Source organism: Lysobacter rhizosphaerae, from assembly GCF_054779795.1.
Window position 1 is genome coordinate 1 of record NZ_BAAGXO010000007.1, and the last position, 15,512, is coordinate 15,512.

Genomic DNA, 15,512 nt, shown 5'->3' on the forward strand with positions numbered 1-15,512 from the left:
GACGATGTACGGCACGCCGACCTGGCGCGACAGCAGGATGTGCTCGCGCGTCTGCGGCATCGGGCCGTCAGCGGCCGAGCACACCAGGATCGCGCCGTCCATCTGCGCCGCACCGGTGATCATGTTCTTCACGTAGTCGGCGTGGCCCGGGCAGTCAACGTGCGCGTAGTGGCGGTTGGCCGATTCGTATTCCACGTGTGCGGTCGAGATCGTGATGCCGCGCGCCTTTTCTTCCGGCGCCGCGTCGATCGCGTCATAGGCCTTGAACTCGCCGCCGAAACGCTCCGCGCCCACCTTGGTCAGCGCTGCCGTCAGCGTGGTCTTGCCGTGGTCCACGTGGCCGATCGTGCCGACGTTTACGTGGGGCTTGGTGCGCTCGAACTTACCCTTTGCCATGGCTGTCGCTTCTCGTTGTGCTGCTGGGTGGGGACGTGACGAAACCCCGCAGTGCGGGGTTCGGTTTTGAGCCCGGCCAAGGCCGGACTCGAAAGATGGTGCTCACGAATGGAATCGAACCATCGACCTCCTCCTTACCAAGGAGGTGCTCTACCGACTGAGCTACGTGAGCAGATTTTGCAGACAGTACACCGAGTTACTTCAATGGAGCGGGAGACGGGAATCGAACCCGCGCTAGTAGCTTGGAAGGCTACAGTTCTACCATTGAACTACTCCCGCGCCGGACTGAAGCATTCTCCAACAAACCCGGTTTGGAACGTACTGCCTTGAAGCGCCGGCCGCTGGTAAGGCAACCGGATGAAGCATCTGTTTCCTCCAACCCTCCGCTGAACTGGAAAGCTGGTGGAGGGAGGTGGATTCGAACCACCGAAGGCGTAAGCCAGCAGATTTACAGTCTGCCCCCGTTGGCCGCTTGGGTATCCCTCCAAAGAGCCCGCTATTTTGGTGAGCAAGCCCGCGGAAGTCAACGCATTCCGGCAATTCTTTTTTGCCGGCCGTGGCCGGAGTCAGACGTTGAAGCGGAAGTGCAGGACGTCGCCTTCCTGGACGCGGTACTCCTTGCCTTCCAGGCGCAGGCGGCCGGCATCGCGGGCGCCGGATTCGCCCTTGTACTTGATGAAGTCGTCGTACGCGATGGTTTCGGCGCGGATGAAGCCCTTCTCGAAGTCGGTATGGATCACCGCCGCGGCCTGCGGGGCGGTAGAACCGGCCTTCACGGTCCAGGCGCGGACTTCCTTCACGCCGGCGGTGAAGTAGGTCTGCAGGCCCAGCAGCTTGTAGGCGGCACGGATCACGCGATTCAGGCCCGGCTCGTCGAGGCCCAGGTCGTGCAGGAACGCATCGCGGTCGGCGTCGTCGAGCTGGCTGAGCTCTTCCTCGATGGCCGCCGAGACCGGCACCACTTCGGCGCCCTCGCCCACCGCGCGGGCGCGCACGACGTCCAGGTGCGGGTTTCCTTCGAAGCCATCCTCCAGGACGTTCGCCACGTACATCACCGGCTTGAGCGTCAGCAGGAAGAGGTCGCGAACCTGGGCCCTGTCGTCATCGGACAGGCCCAGCGCGCGCGCGGGCTTGCCGGCATCGAGGCCGGCGCGGATGCGACCGAGCACTTCCACGCGCACCTTCGCGTCCTTGTCGCCGGTCTTGGCGGTGCGCTCGGCGCGCTGCAACGCCCTTTCCACCGACTCGAGGTCGGCGAGCGCCAACTCGGTGTCGATGGTCTCGATATCGGCGATCGGATCGACCTTGTTGTTGACGTGGATGACGTCGGAGTGCTCGAAGCAGCGCACCACGTGGGTGATCGCATCGACTTCGCGAATATGCGCGAGGAATTTGTTGCCCAGGCCTTCACCGCTCGCCGCACCCGCCACCAGGCCGGCGATATCGACGAATTCGACCGCGGTCGGAATCACCTTCTGCGGCTTGACGATGTCGCTCAGCGCGTTGAGGCGCGGATCCGGCACCGGCACCACGCCGACGTTCGGCTCGATCGTGCAGAACGGGAAATTGGCCGCGGCGATGCCCGCCTTGGTGAGCGCGTTGAACAGGGTCGACTTGCCGACGTTGGGCAGGCCGACGATGCCGCATTTGATGCCCATGGTGTCTGTATCCGGAATGGAGAATCGGGAATCGGGAATCGCGTTGCCGGCGTTTCCCGATTCCCCATTCCCGACTCACGCCTTCGCGGTATTGAGCCGCTTCATCGCCTCGTTGAAGTCGCCAGCCACCGCCAACGGCAATACATCCATGGCGTCGTCGATGGCGCGCAGGATCGCCGCCTCGTCATCGCGGCCGGGCTTGCCCAGCACCCACGGAGTGACGCGATCCTTGTGTCCGGGATGGCCGATCCCGATGCGCAGGCGCCCGAACTTGCCGTGACCCAGCAGCCGCATGATGTCGCGGATGCCGTTCTGGCCACCGGCGCCGCCGTCGAACTTCAGCCGCGGCGTACCGGCCGGCAGGTCGAGTTCGTCGTGCGCGACGAGGGCCTCTTCCGGCTCGATCTTCCAGTATCGCAGGGCGGCGGTGACCGACTTGCCGGAAAGGTTCATGAAGGTGGCCGGCTTCAGCAACCACAGGTTCTGCCCGGCGATTTCGATCTTCGCGGTTTCGCCGAACAGCTTGGATTCGAGGCCGAAGCGGCCGCCGAATTTCTCCGCGAGGGCGTCCACAAACCAGAACCCGGCGTTGTGCCGGGTCCGGGAGTGTTCGGGACCGGGATTGCCCAGCCCGACGATGAGGCGCAAGCCTGCCATCGATGAAGCGAGTGACCACTACTGCGCCGGCGCGCCGCAGGGCGCGCCGGGCAGCCGTGATTACTTCTCTTCCTTCTTCGCGACCTTGGCGGCCGGCACTTCGGCAGATTCCGGAGCAGCGGCTTCCGCGACTTCTTCCCTGCCGTGCTTGGCGATCACGACGGCGACGTCGTGTTCCTTGCCCAGCTTCAGCACGGGGAGCTCGACGCCCTTCGGCAGCTTCAGCTCCGACAGGTGCACGATGCCGCCGACCGTGAGCGCGCTCAGGTCGATCTCGACGAACTCCGGCAGGTCCTTCGGCAGGCAGCTGACTTCGACTTCGTTGAGCTCGTGGGTGATCACGACGCCCGCGGCCTTGCCGGCCGGCGAGGTCTCCTGGTTGAGGAAGTGCAGCGGCACCTTCGCGCGCAGGGCCTGGTTCTCGTCCACGCGCTGGAAGTCGAGGTGCATGATGATCTGCTTGTACGGATGGCGCTGCATGTCACGCAGCAGCACCTTCTGCACCTTGCCGTCGAGTTCGAGGCTGAGGATCGACGAGTAGAACCACTCGTTCTGGCTGGCGAGCCAGGTCTTCTCGTGCTCGAGCTGGATGCTCTGGGGGGCGGCGTTGCCGCCGTAGAGGATGGCCGGGATGCTGGCGGCGCGACGCAGGCGGCGGCTCGCACCCTTCCCTGCGGCTTCGCGGCCAGTGGCCGAGATCTTGTGTTCAGACATTGTCGTTACTCACTTTGCTTTGCAATGAAACCGCCTCGCGGCGGCGATGCCACTCATCCGCGACCAGATGAGTGGGTTGGGCCGAAGCCCGGGTCAATCCGCCGACGTCAATCGACGTACAGCGAACTGACGGATTCACCGAAGGCGATGCGGCGGATCGTTTCCGCCAGCAGCTCGGCAACGCTGAGCTGGCGGATGCGGCCACAGGCCTTCGCGGCTGCGCTGAGCGGGATGGTGTCGGTCACCACCAGCTCGTCGAGCTGCGACTTCGTGATGTTGTCGATCGCCGCGCCCGACAGCACCGGATGGGTGCAGTAGGCGGCGACCTTCAACGCACCGCGCGCCTTGAGCGCGCCAGCGGCTGCGCACAAGGTGCCCGCGGTATCGACGATGTCGTCGACCAGCACGCAGGTCTTGCCTTCGACGTCACCGATGATGTTCATCACCGTGGCGACGTTGGCACGCGGACGACGCTTGTCGATGATCGCGAGTTCCGCGTCATCGAGGCGCTTCGCGATCGCTCGCGCGCGCACCACGCCACCGACGTCCGGCGAGACCACGATCAGGTTGTCCGTGCCGTGCGCGCGCCAGATGTCGGCGAGCAGCAGCGGCGAGGCGTACACGTTGTCGACCGGGATGTCGAAGAAACCCTGGATCTGGTCGGCATGCAGGTCGACCGTCAGCACGCGGTCGGCGCCTACCGACGAGAACATCTTCGCCACCACCTTCGCCGTGATCGGCACGCGTGCCGACCGCGGACGACGGTCCTGGCGCGCATAACCGAAGTACGGCACCACGGCGGTGATGCTGGACACCGATGCGCGCTTGAGCGCGTCGATCAGGACCAGCAGTTCCACCAGGTTCTCGGCGCTGGGCGCGTTCGTCGACTGGATGACGAAAACTTCCTGCCGGCGCACGTTCTCCTCGATCTCGACCTGGACTTCGCCATCCGAGAAACGGCTCACCAGGGCCTTGCCCATGCGGATGCCGAGCTCCTTGCACACGGCCTCGGCAAGGGGGCGGTTGGCGTTGCCGCTGAAAACCAGCAGGTTGCGATCGTTCTGCACGTGAATCTCTCCGCTTCGCTCTGACCGTGGCGGTGGTGGGGGAACAACGTGATGGAGCTACTACAGCGTCTGTTGCGAATGGCAGGGGCGGAAGGATTCGAACCTACGAATGCCGGGATCAAAACCCGGTGCCTTAACCACTTGGCGACGCCCCTGCGGTGAAACCTGCGGCTACGGTTCGCCTGAACCGGAAGCCATCGCGTCGAGCGCATCCAGCAGCGGCGACCTTGCCGCTCCCGCCGCCACCCAGGCCTTGAGGCCCGACGGCAGCGCGGCCAGTGCCGCTTCCGCCGATTCGCGGCTGGCGAATTCGACGAAGCAACCACTGCCCGACCCGGTCAATCGCGGCGTGCCGACCTGCGCCAGCGCCGCGAACACCGCCTCCACGGCCGGTTCGCGCGCGCGCAGAACCGGCTCGAAAGCGTTCCCGAGTCCAGTTCCCGAAACGAAGTCCGACATTGTCGCGGGCGCTGCATTCCGCGTCAAATCAGGCGCTTGGAAAAGCGCGGCAGTCGGCGCATGGACACCAGGATCCGCCAGCAGGTACCAGGCCGGAGCCAGGTCCACCGGTTTCAGGCGCTCCCCCACCCCCTCTGCCCAGGCGTCGTGGCCGTGGACGAAGACCGGGACGTCGGCCCCCAGGGTCAGTCCGAGCTCCGCCAGTCGCGCAGCCCCCAGTCCGACGCCCCAGAGCCAATCCAGGGCGACCAGCACGGTCGCCGCATCCGACGAACCGCCGCCGAACCCGCCCCCGCTTGGAATGCGCTTTTCAACGATGATATCGACACCTTTCGTGCTATTAGCCGCATTTTGCAAGCAGATAGCGGCACGAACCGCGAGATCATCGCGCTCGGCGACTCCGGCCACGGATTGTCCATGGCGGACGACCCGGCCGTCGTCGCGAACCCGGAGCCGGATCGAATCGCCCCAGTCCAGGAGCCGGAACAGCGTCTGCAGCTCGTGATAGCCATCCGCACGGCGGCCGGTGATGCGCAGGAACAGGTTGAGCTTGGCCGGCGCAGGCCAGACGGTCCAGGCATGGGGGGCGTGGGGCACGGGCATCCGGGAGCTGCGCGGGCGGGAGCGGGCGCAAAGGGTAATGCAGTTCCGGCGGCACCAGGCGCCCATGCCTCCTTACTGCGGCGCTCCTTACTGCCGCGCCGCCTACTGCGGGGCCAGACCCCACTCGTCGACGACGAGCTTGACGCTGGCCTTCCCGTTGCGGGCCACGATCCGCCTGGGCAGCTGCGGACGGTCGGGTCCTGCCGGATACCAATCCTGGTACTCGACCGACCACCCGGCCTGCTCCAGCTTCACCGGCAGGCCGGACGCGTCGTAGGCGAGCTTGGTCGGCCCGTATTCGTGGACGGCGCCACCGACACCGCGAACCCAGTTCTGCATCGCCCGCACCGGGATGTTCCAGCCGGTGGCCGAGCGCAGCAATTCCTCGACATCCGCGCCTTCACGCGGGCCGCCGGCAATGCCTTCCAGCCGCGCACCGAGCTCGTCGCCGCTGAGCCGCCAGCTTTGCCGCGTGACCGGCGCCCCCAGCGAAATCGTGTAACCGCCCGCACGTTGCTGCCAGTCGATGCGCCCGCTGCCGCCGCGTTCGCCGTTGGACACGGCGATTCGTCCGGACAGGTCCCAGTCGACTACCGCGCCACGCCGGGTGTCATTGGCCTGCGCCTGCGCCGGAGTGACCGGGACCACCTGGCGCGCCGGCTGCGAAACGCAGGCCGCCAGCGCCAGCACCGCCCAGGCGGACAGCGCGGCCGAGCGAACCAAACGCCCGCTCATTCGCCGATCTTCTGCAGGGCGCGCTGCAGGGCGCGGTTTTCCGGGTCCAGCTTGCGCGCCTCGTCAAAGTACTTGCGCGCCTCGTCGTGCTTGCCCATGTCCCACAGCACTTCGCCCACGTGCGTGGCGATTTCCGGGTCTTTCTGCAGGGCCAACGCGCGGCGCAGCTCGGTCAGCGCCTCGCCCTTGCGTCCAAGGCGGTAGAGCACCCAGCCATAGCTGTCGATGATGGCGGCATTGCCCGGCTCGGCGGTGCGCGCGCGATCAATCAGCTCCAGCGCCTCCTGGTAGCGCGCAGTGCGGTCGGCAAGCGTGTAGCCGAGCGCGTTCAGCGCGGCGGTGCTGTCGGGATCGGCGACCAGGATCTTGCGGAAGTCGGCCTCGGCGCGCGGGATGTCGTCCCGGCGTTCCCAGCCGAGCGCACGCGCATACAGGATGTCGGGGTCGTCGGGAAATGCAGCCAGCCCGCGTGCGAAGGCATCGAGTTCCCCCGCGCCATCCTTGTCCCGGTTGTGCAGATCGGCTTCGAGGATGTAACCGTCGCGGCGCGCGTCGTCCGGCGCTGCGGCGTCGGACTGCAGGTCGCGCAAGGCCTTGTAGGCCTCCGGGCCGCGCTTGAGCTCGTACAGCACATTGGCGGCGCGCAGTTTCGCCGGCCAGCGTTGCGTGCCACCGGGCACGCCCCGGTACCAGTCAAGCGCCTCTTCATTGCGGTCGAGGAATTCCGCCATCTGCCCGAGCAGCAGCCTGCGGCTCGGATCCGGCTTGGCGGCGTCGCGGCGCAGTTCCTCGTACAGCGCGGTCAATGCGGACTTGTCTTCGGCGCGGGCCAGCAACGAGGCACGCAGCGAGTAGGTCTGGTCGTCCTGCGGTCCTTGGGCGAGCGCATCGGCGGCGGCGTGGAAATCGCCCAGTTCGTCGTATTCGGCGGCAACGGCCATGCGCAGCTCGGGCACTGCCAGCAGCGCCGGATCGAGGGCCGCCAATGCCTTGCGCGCCTCGTCCTCCTTGCCCGCCTGGCGCAGCTGGCTGGCGCGCAGCAAGGCCACGCGCGGTTCGCCAGGGAAACGCTTGACGACTTCATCGACGATGCGCTCGGCCAGTTTGTCCTGATCGAGCTTCTGCGCCAGGCCGCCGAACGCGAGCCACGCCTGCAGCTTGTTCGGGATACGGCCGTCATCCAGCAGTCGATCCAGCATGCGCGCGGACTGCTCGGGGTCGCGCGCACCGATACCGAGGACGCCGACCACCTGCTGCCAGCCGGTGTCCGGGTCCGTCTGCAGCAGCGAATTCAGCTGGCGCCGGGCCGCGCGTTCATCGCCGCGGCGCAGCGCCAGGGTCGCCTCGGCGGCGGACTGGGCCTGCGCGTCGCCACCCAGCTTGCGCCACAGCTCCAGGGCTTCGGCGGCGCTCTTGTTGTCCTTGGCGAGCAGGGCGATGCGGGTCGCACGCTCGGCCAGGACGGGGTCGTTGCCGGCCTTGGCGGCTTCCAGGTAGGCCTTCGCCGCCTCGTCGAGCTTGCCGGACTGCAGGGCGAATTCGCCCGCGAGCGTGGGCTCCAGCGCGCGCACGCTGTCATCGGCAGGCGGATTATCGGCAGGCCGATCCCGGCCAGCAGCCGCCGGACCTGCCAACGCCAACGTGAGCAGCAGGGCGCGAGCCAGCGCATGGACGGAACGCAGCATCAACCGGTGTGGATTCGACAAGGCGGGACCTGCAGAGCACCGGCCGGTAGAATGACGGCCTTCTCGAACCAGCTTAACGCAAGCCCCTGAACGGCCCTGTGCCGCGCATGAGTCCCGCGCTCCGATGAGCCTCTTCGTCCTCGGCATCAACCACCAGACCGCGCCGGTCAGCCTGCGCGAACGGGTGGCGTTTTCCGGCGATTCGATCCCGGCGGCGCTCGATGCCCTGCGCGGCCTGACTTCGGTGCACGAAGTCGCACTGCTCTCGACCTGCAACCGCACCGAACTCTATGCCGTCACCGACGACGACGGCAGCGCGCTCGCCGACTGGCTCGCCACGCATCCCGACGACGCCGGCGACCTCCACGCCTACCTGTATCGCCATGCCGATGCGGACGCCGTGCGCCACCTGTTCCGGGTGGCGACAGGCCTGGACTCGCTGGTGCTGGGCGAGCCGCAGATCCTCGGCCAGGTCAAGGACGCGTGGGCGACCGCGCGCGCCTCGGGCAGCCTCGGCAACCAGCTGGACCGTTTGTTCCAGCACGCCTTCGCCACGGCCAAGCGTGCCCGCACCGACACGCGCATCGGCGCGAACCCGGTGTCGGTCGCGTCCACCGCCGTGCGCCTGGCGCAGGAATCCTTCGCGCGGCTCGCCGATTCCACGGTGCTGCTGATCGGCGCCGGCGAAACCATCGAACTGGCAGCGCGCCACCTCGTGCAGGCCAAGACCCGGCGGCTGCTCATCGCCAACCGCACCCTCGCGCATGCGCAGGACCTCGCCACCCGCCATGGCGGCTATGCGCTGGCGCTGTCCGAACTCGACCGCCACCTGTGCGAAGCCGACGTGGTGATTTCCGCCACGGCCGCACGCGATCCGATTCTGCACAAGGCGCAGGTCGCCGCCGCGCTGGCCACGCGCAGGCACCGGCCGATGCTGCTGCTCGACCTCGCGGTGCCGCGTGACATCGCCAGCGACGTGGCGGAATTGAAGGACATCTTCCTCTACACCGTCGACGACCTCGAACGCGCGATCGAGGACAACCGCCGCAGCCGTCGCGAAGCCGCCAACGAGGCCGAAGCCATCGTCGAACTGCAGGTCGCGCGCTATGTCGAAACCCTCGGCGCCAGCACCCGCACCGAGCCGCTCAAGCGCCTGCGCGCGCACGGCGAGGCCGCCAGGTCCGACGTGCTGGCCAAGGCGAAACAGCAACTCGCCGCAGGCGAGAACCCGGAAGCCGTGCTCGATTTCCTGGCCCACACGCTGACCAACAAGCTGCTGCATGCCCCGACTATCGCCCTGCGCGAAGCGGCGCTGACCGGCAATGCCGAGCTCGCGCGCGCGGCGAACAAGCTGTTCCCGGCTGTCGATAAGGGCGACGAAAAAGTCGCGGACAGCTAGCGACCTTGAAGCCGTCATCCCGGCGAAAGCCGGGATCCATTTTGCTGTTGCCTTTGTTCTGGGTCGAAGAACAAAGAGCAAAGTCAAAATGGATCCCGGCTTTCGCCGGGATGACGAACAGATATTCTCCCTCGAATGCCACTGTTCCCACTCCGGCTTCGTTCCCACTCCTCTTCAATCGTTGCTCAATGACCCCGACCCTGCGTCGCAAACTCGAAGCCCTGGCCGAACGGCGCGACGAACTCGAACGCCTGCTCGCTGATCCCGGCGTGATCGGCGATGCCAACCAGTTCCGGCGACTCTCGCGCGAATTCGCGCAACTGGAACCGGTCGCGCATGCGCTGCACGCCGAGACGCAGGCCCGGCGCGATCTCGCCGCGGCCGAGGCCATGCGCGGCGACGCGGAGATGCGCGAACTGGCCGAAGAGGAAATCGCCAGCGCGACGGAACGCCTGGAGCGGCTCGATGCCGAACTGCTCGCCCACCTGATCCCGAAGGACGCGCGCGACGAAGGCGACATCTACCTGGAAGTGCGCGCCGGCACGGGCGGCGACGAAGCCGCGATTTTCGCCGGCGACCTGTTCCGTATGTATTCGCGCTATGCCGAGCGGCAGGGCTGGAAGGTCGAGGTCGAATCCGCGAGCCAGGGCGAACACGGCGGCTACAAGGAAATCATCGCGCGCGTCGAAGGCCGTGGCGCGTATTCGCGGCTCAAGTTCGAATCCGGCACGCATCGCGTGCAGCGCGTGCCGGAAACCGAATCGCAGGGCCGCATCCACACGTCCGCGGCGACGGTGGCGATCATCCCAGTGGAGAGCGAAGGCGAGCCGGTCGAGATCAATCCCGCAGACCTGAAGGTGGACACGTTCCGCTCCAGCGGCGCCGGCGGCCAGCACGTCAACAAGACCGAATCGGCGATCCGCATCACCCACGTGCCCACCGGCATAGTCGTGGAAAGCCAGACCGAGCGCAGCCAGCACGCCAACCGCGACAAGGCGATGAAGCGGCTGTCCGCGATCATCGCCGAGGCGCAGGCGGCCAAGGCCGCGGCCGCGCAGGCGGAGACCCGCAAGCTGCAGGTTGGCAGCGGCGACCGCAGCCAGCGCATCCGCACCTACAACTTCCCGCAGGGTCGCATCACCGACCACCGCGTCGAAGGGCTCACCCTGTACGACCTGCCGAACGTCATCGAAGGCAACCTCGATGCACTGGTGGAGCGGTTGCAGCACGAGAACCAGGCCGACGAATTGGCACGGCTCACGCACGGCGCGTGACACCTGCGTACGAGCAGGCGGCCATGCGACGCATGCCGCTTCCCCGCTACGATGCGCGTCGCACCCCGCCGCTTTGCGAGGAATCCATGGGCATCACCCTGCGCCGCGCCACGCTTGACGACGTCGACGCCGTCGCCCCGTTGTTCGACGCCTACCGCCGCTACTACACGCAGTCGAGCGATGTGCAGCGCGCACGCGACTTCCTGCACGAGCGCCTGCAGCGGAACGAATCGGCGATCCTGGTCGCCGAACTCGATGGCCGCACTGCCGGCTTCACCCAGCTCTACCCGATGTTCTCGTCGGTGCGCATGGCGCGCATCTGGATCCTCAACGACCTCTTCGTCGACGCGGATGCGCGCCGGCGCGGCGTGGCGAACGCGTTGCTCGCTGGCGCCGCACGCTTCGCCAGGGAACAGGGCGCGGCCGGACTGATGCTGGAAACCATGCGCGACAACACGGCGGCGCGCGCGCTCTATCGTGCCGCCGGCTGGGATGAGGACGAAACCCAGTGGTACAGCCTGCGCACGCAGGCCTGAGCAGGAGCGACGTCGGTTGAACACACTCGATCCCCGCAGCCAGGCGCGCCTGGCCGTGCAACGCGAACCGAACAACGCGCTGGCGTGGATCATGCTGTGCGAATACGAACTCGATGCCGGCGATGCCCGCGCCGGTGAAGCCGCGGCACGGCGCGCGCTGGCCTTGCAGCCGGGCCATCCCGAGGCGCTCGCACGCCTTGGCCGCGCGCAATGGATGCAGCAGCAGCTCGCGGAAGCTGCCACCAGCCTGCGCGCCGCCGCCGCGAACGCGCCCCACCATCCGGGCATAGCGGTCTGGCTCGGGCATGTACTCGAGGAAGTCGGCGAAGCCGAAGCGGCGTCCGATGCCTATGCCCGCGCCCATACGCTGGCGCCGGACGAGCCGCAGATCGCCGCCTACCTGCTGGCGTGGCGCCGCAAGCTGTGCGACTGGCGCGACCTCGATGCCTTGGCGACGCAGGTGCGCGCCGCGGTACGGGAGGAGCGCGCGATGATCGAACCGTTCGCGTTCCTCAGCGAGGATTCGACCGCCGCCGAGCAGCTGCAATGCGCGCGCCTGCGCGCCTCGGTGGTCGCACGATCGGTCCGCGCGTTGCCCGCTGTTGCCGCACGCGCAAGCGCGGGCCGGCTGCGGGCCGGCTTCCTCTCCAACGGCTTCGGCGCGCACCCGACCGGCCTCCTGACCGTCGCGCTGTTCGAGGCGCTGCACGCGATGGACGCCATCGACGTACACCTGTTCGCACTGAATCGCGACGACGGCAGCCTGGTGCGGCAGCGCTTGCGCGCCGCGACCCGGCTGCATGACGTGGCCGGCCTACCGCACGCGCAGGTGGCGCAACACATCCGCGAAGCCGGCATCGACGTCCTGTTCGACCTGCGCGGCTGGGGCGGCGGCGGCGCGCCGGAAGTACTGGCAATGCGTCCGGCGCCCGTACAGGTCAACTGGCTCGCGTATCCCGGCACGTCCGGTGCGCCGTGGATCGACTACGTGCTCGCCGACAGCTTCGCCCTGCCGGCGGCACTCGCCGCGCACTACAGCGAGCGCGTCGTGCGCCTGCCGCGCTGCTTCCAGCCCACCGACACCGCGCGCGCGCTGCCACCGCCGCCATCGCGCCGCGACTGCGGCCTGCCCGAGCGCGGCGACGGCATGGTGTTCTGCTGCTTCAACAACAGCTACAAACTCAATCCGCGCAGCATGGGCCGCGCCCTCGCCGTGCTGCGCGGCGTGCCCGGCAGCGTGCTGTGGCTGCTGTCGGGGCCAGGCCGTGCGGACGAGCGCCTGCGCGAGTTCGCCAAGGCACAGGACGTGGACCCGCGACGGCTGGTGTTCATGCCGAAGCAGCCGCACGCCGAATACATGGCGCGGCTGCAGCACGCCGACTTGTTCCTCGACACGGAGCCCTACAACGCCCACACCACGGCGTCGGATGCCCTGTGGGCGGGGTGCCCCGTACTGACGCGCCCCGGCGAGACCTTTGCCGCGCGCGTAGCCGGCAGCCTCAACCATCACCTGGGCATGCCGACGATGAACGTCGACAGCGACGCGGCCTTCGTCGCGCGGGCGACCGCATTGGGACGCGATCCGCAGGCGCTGTCGGTGCTGCGCGAGGAGCTGGCGCAGCGCCGGCAGGACAGCGGTCTGTTCGACATGCCGGGCTTCGCCGGCGATTTCATCGCGGCCGTCCGCACCATGGCCGGAGGCTGAGGGCGCCTGTTGCACTGGAGCGTCGGGACTCCCGCGCGTTGCGACGCGTTGGAACGTTTCGCCCTCGTAGGTCCCCGCGGCGCGCCCTCGTATGTTCCCGCGGCCCGTCCTACACTGCCCGCATGACCGCAGAACGCGACTTCATTCCGCTCCGCCTGTGCGTGCTCACCGTGTCGGACACGCGCACGCTGGCCGAAGATACTTCCGGCGACTACCTCATCGCCGCCCTCGCCGAAGCGGGTCACCAACTCGCCGAACGCGCGCTGCTGCGCGACGACCGCTACCAGCTGCGCGCGAAGGTGTCGCAGTGGATTGCCGACGATGGCATCGACGGCGTGCTGGTCACCGGCGGCACCGGCTTCACCGGACGCGACTCCACGCCCGAGGCATTGCTGCCGCTGCTGGACAAGGAAATGCCCGGCTTCGGCGAGCTGTTCCGCGCGCTGAGTTTCGAGGAGATCGGTACCAGCACGTTGCAGTCGCGCGCCTTCGCCGGCCTCGCCAACGGCACCTTCGTGTTTGCGTTGCCGGGTTCCACCTCGGCCTGCCGCACCGCGTGGGACAAGATCATCCGCGCGCAACTGGATGCGCGCACCCGGCCCTGCAACCTGGCCACCCTGCGCCCACGCCTGAAGGAGTAAGGAGTGATCGACATGCCGCTATCCACCACCCTGCGCCTGCTCGCCAAGGCGCGCGGACTGAGCCCCGCCGACATCGCCACGGCCATCCCGCGCGCCGGCGTCGCCACGGTCAGCGCCTGGCTGCAGGGCGAGAAGCTGCCCGGCAAGGAACAGCTCGATGCGCTCGCCCGCACGTTCGGGGTTCCCGCCGGCGCCTTGCTCGGCGAACTCGCCAGCACGCTCGACCCCGCGCGCACCAAGGGCGAGCACGACCTGCTCGCCGCGTACCGCGGGTTGAACACGAAGCAGCAGGGCGCGCTGCTCGAAGTCGCGCGCAGCATGCAGCCGTCGCCCGCCCGGACGTCGACCACACGGACCCCACGCAGCAGGAGCAGGTAATGGCCAAGCTCAAGCGCGAGGAATACGAGGAGCAGTTGGCCCTGCTGCAGGAGGAATTGGTCGGCATGGCGCGCTGGCTGCAGCATTGCGGCCGGCGCGTGGTGGTGGTGGTCGAAGGCCGCGACACCGCCGGCAAGGGCGGCGCGATCAATGCCATCACCGCACGCATGCCTCCGCGCCAGTGTCGCGCGGTCGCGCTGCCCAAGCCGACCGAGCGCGAGAGCTCGCAGTGGTACTTCCAGCGCTACGTCCAGCACCTGCCCGCCGCCGGCGAGATCGTGCTGTTCGACCGCAGCTGGTACAACCGCGCCGGCGTCGAGAAGGTGATGGGCTTTGCCAGCGACGCCCAGGTCAAGGCCTTCCTGCAACAGGCGCCTGCGTTCGAGAAGATGCTCACCGACGACGGCATCCTGCTGTTCAAGTACTGGCTGTGCTGCGACCAGGACGAGCAGGAGGAACGCTTCGCCGAGCGCCTGAGGGACCCGCTGAAGCGCTGGAAGCTGTCGCAGATCGACGTCGAGGCGCGCCGGCACTATAACGATTACACACGTGCGCGCGAGGCCATGCTCAAGGCCACGCACACGCCGCATGCGCCGTGGACGCTGGTCGACTTCAACAGCCAGAAGCGTGGCCGCCTGGCGCTGATCCGTGACCTGCTGGCACGACTGCCCGATACCAAGGTGCCGCCGGCGAAGATCAGCTTCGAACCGCTGGCGGGAAAGCCCAGGAAGGAACGCTTCGGCATGCTGAAGCCGATTAACGACTGACCCCTGGCCGGTTCGTGCCGACGGTTCGTGCCGGCGGTTCGACCTTACGAAACGACTTCACCCGCCCGTCCTCTCCCCTGCGCACAATCGCCGCATGCCCGCGTTCAACGTCCTGACCCTGAACGCCCACATGGGTTTCAACCTGTTCAAGCGCCGCTTCGTGCTGCCAGAGTTGCGCGAGGCGATACGTTCGGTATCGGCGGACGTCGTGTTCCTGCAGGAAGTGCTGGGCGAACACGCGCGCCACGCGCAGAAACGCCTGGATTGGCCGGAAGGGCCGCAGTACGAATTCCTCGCCGACACGCTGTGGCCGCAGTTCGCCTATGGCCGCAACGCGGTGTATCCGCACGGCCACCACGGCAACGCGCTGCTGTCGAAATTCCCGATCGTGCGCCACGAGAACCGCGACATCTCCATCCATGGCAGCGAGGAGCGCGGCCTGCTGCACTGCGTGCTCGCGCTGCCCGGCACCAACGTGGAAGTCCACACGATCTGCGTGCACCTGGGCCTGCTCGAGTCGCATCGCCGGCAACAGTTGTCCCTGCTCTGCGACATCGTCGCGGCCGAAGTGCCCGACGATGCGCCCCTGGTCGTCGCCGGCGACTTCAACGACTGGCGCCGGCGCGGGCATTCACTGGTGGCGAAGTGCGGGTTGCAGGAAGTATTCATGCAGCACCGCGGCGCGCTGGCCAGGACGTTTCCCGCGCGCTGGCCGCTGCTGCCCGTCGACCGCATCTATGCGCGCAACGTCCGCGGCGTCGAACCGCGGGTGCTGTCGACACACCCCTGGTCGCACCTGTCCGACCACGCCCCGCTGCTGGCCAGGATCGAATGGTGA

Annotated in this window: 16 protein-coding genes and 4 tRNA genes; 8 read left to right on the forward strand and 12 right to left on the reverse strand. The window is 67.8% G+C overall.

Annotated elements, in window-relative coordinates; translation table 11 throughout:
• From ACYVGE_RS09115 to ACYVGE_RS09170, 12 genes are all read right to left on the reverse strand, one after another.
• Positions 1-396: GTP-binding protein (locus ACYVGE_RS09115; RefSeq protein ID WP_460729176.1), on the reverse strand; the 396-nt coding region annotated here is incomplete at its 3' end.
• A 96-nt stretch (positions 397-492) separates the two neighbouring features.
• Positions 493-568, reverse strand: a tRNA-Thr gene (locus ACYVGE_RS09120).
• A 33-nt stretch (positions 569-601) separates the two neighbouring features.
• A tRNA-Gly gene (locus ACYVGE_RS09125) sits at positions 602-675 on the reverse strand.
• A 121-nt stretch (positions 676-796) separates the two neighbouring features.
• Positions 797-882: transfer RNA gene (locus tag ACYVGE_RS09130), tRNA-Tyr, on the reverse strand.
• 80 nt (positions 883-962) lie between these two features.
• Positions 963-2,054: a redox-regulated ATPase YchF gene (gene ychF, locus ACYVGE_RS09135; protein ID WP_460729186.1), complete on the reverse strand. Its 1,092-nt coding sequence runs from the start codon at positions 2,052-2,054 to the stop codon at positions 963-965.
• Positions 2,055-2,129: 75 nt separating this feature from the next.
• On the reverse strand, positions 2,130-2,711 hold the full coding sequence (gene pth, locus ACYVGE_RS09140) for an aminoacyl-tRNA hydrolase (protein ID WP_460729188.1): 582 nt from the start codon (positions 2,709-2,711) through the stop codon (positions 2,130-2,132).
• 60 nt (positions 2,712-2,771) lie between these two features.
• Positions 2,772-3,425 carry a 50S ribosomal protein L25/general stress protein Ctc gene (locus tag ACYVGE_RS09145; protein ID WP_460729190.1) on the reverse strand — a complete coding sequence of 218 codons (654 nt, stop codon included), beginning with the start codon at positions 3,423-3,425 and terminating at the stop codon, positions 2,772-2,774.
• Positions 3,426-3,532: 107 nt separating this feature from the next.
• Positions 3,533-4,492: a ribose-phosphate diphosphokinase gene (locus ACYVGE_RS09150; protein ID WP_310053910.1), complete on the reverse strand. Its 960-nt coding sequence runs from the start codon at positions 4,490-4,492 to the stop codon at positions 3,533-3,535.
• Positions 4,493-4,571: 79 nt separating this feature from the next.
• Positions 4,572-4,647: transfer RNA gene (locus ACYVGE_RS09155), tRNA-Gln, on the reverse strand.
• Positions 4,648-4,663: 16 nt separating this feature from the next.
• Positions 4,664-5,554 carry a 4-(cytidine 5'-diphospho)-2-C-methyl-D-erythritol kinase gene (gene ispE, locus ACYVGE_RS09160; protein WP_460729193.1) on the reverse strand — a complete coding sequence of 297 codons (891 nt, stop codon included), beginning with the start codon at positions 5,552-5,554 and terminating at the stop codon, positions 4,664-4,666.
• A 102-nt stretch (positions 5,555-5,656) separates the two neighbouring features.
• A complete protein-coding gene (lolB, locus tag ACYVGE_RS09165) occupies positions 5,657-6,289 on the reverse strand; it encodes a lipoprotein insertase outer membrane protein LolB (RefSeq protein ID WP_460729195.1) in 633 nt (210 codons plus the stop codon).
• Complete coding sequence (locus ACYVGE_RS09170) at positions 6,286-7,974, reverse strand: tetratricopeptide repeat protein (RefSeq protein ID WP_460729197.1); 1,689 nt, start codon at positions 7,972-7,974, stop codon at positions 6,286-6,288. Before ACYVGE_RS09170 ends, lolB begins: the two co-directional genes overlap by 4 nt.
• A gap of 124 nt (positions 7,975-8,098) precedes the next feature.
• Between ACYVGE_RS09170 and hemA the strand changes: the two genes are divergently transcribed.
• The 8 genes from hemA (at position 8,099) to ACYVGE_RS09210 (ending at position 15,512) form a co-directional block, all read left to right on the forward strand.
• Complete coding sequence (hemA, locus tag ACYVGE_RS09175; protein ID WP_460729199.1) at positions 8,099-9,373, forward strand: glutamyl-tRNA reductase; 1,275 nt, start codon at positions 8,099-8,101, stop codon at positions 9,371-9,373.
• 188 nt (positions 9,374-9,561) lie between these two features.
• The gene (gene prfA / locus ACYVGE_RS09180; protein ID WP_460729201.1) at positions 9,562-10,647 is read left to right on the forward strand and encodes a peptide chain release factor 1; all 1,086 of its coding nucleotides are present in this window, start codon (positions 9,562-9,564) and stop codon (positions 10,645-10,647) included.
• A 23-nt stretch (positions 10,648-10,670) separates the two neighbouring features.
• Positions 10,671-11,183: a GNAT family N-acetyltransferase gene (locus tag ACYVGE_RS09185; RefSeq protein WP_460729203.1), complete on the forward strand. Its 513-nt coding sequence runs from the start codon at positions 10,671-10,673 to the stop codon at positions 11,181-11,183.
• A gap of 16 nt (positions 11,184-11,199) precedes the next feature.
• Positions 11,200-12,888 carry an O-linked N-acetylglucosamine transferase, SPINDLY family protein gene (locus ACYVGE_RS09190; protein ID WP_460729205.1) on the forward strand — a complete coding sequence of 563 codons (1,689 nt, stop codon included), beginning with the start codon at positions 11,200-11,202 and terminating at the stop codon, positions 12,886-12,888.
• A 122-nt stretch (positions 12,889-13,010) separates the two neighbouring features.
• Entirely contained in the window at positions 13,011-13,529 is a 519-nt protein-coding gene (gene moaB, locus ACYVGE_RS09195; protein ID WP_460729207.1) for a molybdenum cofactor biosynthesis protein B, read from the forward strand.
• A gap of 12 nt (positions 13,530-13,541) precedes the next feature.
• Entirely contained in the window at positions 13,542-13,907 is a 366-nt protein-coding gene (locus ACYVGE_RS09200) for a helix-turn-helix domain-containing protein (protein ID WP_460729209.1), read from the forward strand.
• Positions 13,907-14,674 carry a polyphosphate kinase 2 gene (gene ppk2 / locus ACYVGE_RS09205; RefSeq protein WP_460729211.1) on the forward strand — a complete coding sequence of 256 codons (768 nt, stop codon included), beginning with the start codon at positions 13,907-13,909 and terminating at the stop codon, positions 14,672-14,674. Before ACYVGE_RS09200 ends, ppk2 begins: the two co-directional genes overlap by 1 nt.
• A gap of 94 nt (positions 14,675-14,768) precedes the next feature.
• The gene (locus tag ACYVGE_RS09210) at positions 14,769-15,512 is read left to right on the forward strand and encodes an endonuclease/exonuclease/phosphatase family protein (protein WP_460729213.1); all 744 of its coding nucleotides are present in this window, start codon (positions 14,769-14,771) and stop codon (positions 15,510-15,512) included.

Coding starts and splice junctions, on each gene's coding strand:
- ychF (WP_460729186.1), bottom strand. CDS start 2,054: ATGGGCATCAAATGCGGCATCGTCGGCCTGCCCAACGTCGGCAAGTCG.
- pth (WP_460729188.1), bottom strand. CDS start 2,711: ATGGCAGGCTTGCGCCTCATCGTCGGGCTGGGCAATCCCGGTCCCGAA.
- ACYVGE_RS09145 (WP_460729190.1), bottom strand. CDS start 3,425: ATGTCTGAACACAAGATCTCGGCCACTGGCCGCGAAGCCGCAGGGAAG.
- ispE (WP_460729193.1), bottom strand. CDS start 5,554: ATGCCCGTGCCCCACGCCCCCCATGCCTGGACCGTCTGGCCTGCGCCG.
- lolB (WP_460729195.1), bottom strand. CDS start 6,289: ATGAGCGGGCGTTTGGTTCGCTCGGCCGCGCTGTCCGCCTGGGCGGTG.
- ACYVGE_RS09170 (WP_460729197.1), bottom strand. CDS start 7,974: ATGCTGCGTTCCGTCCATGCGCTGGCTCGCGCCCTGCTGCTCACGTTG.
- hemA (WP_460729199.1), top strand. CDS start 8,099: ATGAGCCTCTTCGTCCTCGGCATCAACCACCAGACCGCGCCGGTCAGC.
- prfA (WP_460729201.1), top strand. CDS start 9,562: ATGACCCCGACCCTGCGTCGCAAACTCGAAGCCCTGGCCGAACGGCGC.
- ACYVGE_RS09185 (WP_460729203.1), top strand. CDS start 10,671: ATGCGACGCATGCCGCTTCCCCGCTACGATGCGCGTCGCACCCCGCCG.
- moaB (WP_460729207.1), top strand. CDS start 13,011: ATGACCGCAGAACGCGACTTCATTCCGCTCCGCCTGTGCGTGCTCACC.
- ACYVGE_RS09200 (WP_460729209.1), top strand. CDS start 13,542: ATGCCGCTATCCACCACCCTGCGCCTGCTCGCCAAGGCGCGCGGACTG.
- ppk2 (WP_460729211.1), top strand. CDS start 13,907: ATGGCCAAGCTCAAGCGCGAGGAATACGAGGAGCAGTTGGCCCTGCTG.
- ACYVGE_RS09210 (WP_460729213.1), top strand. CDS start 14,769: ATGCCCGCGTTCAACGTCCTGACCCTGAACGCCCACATGGGTTTCAAC.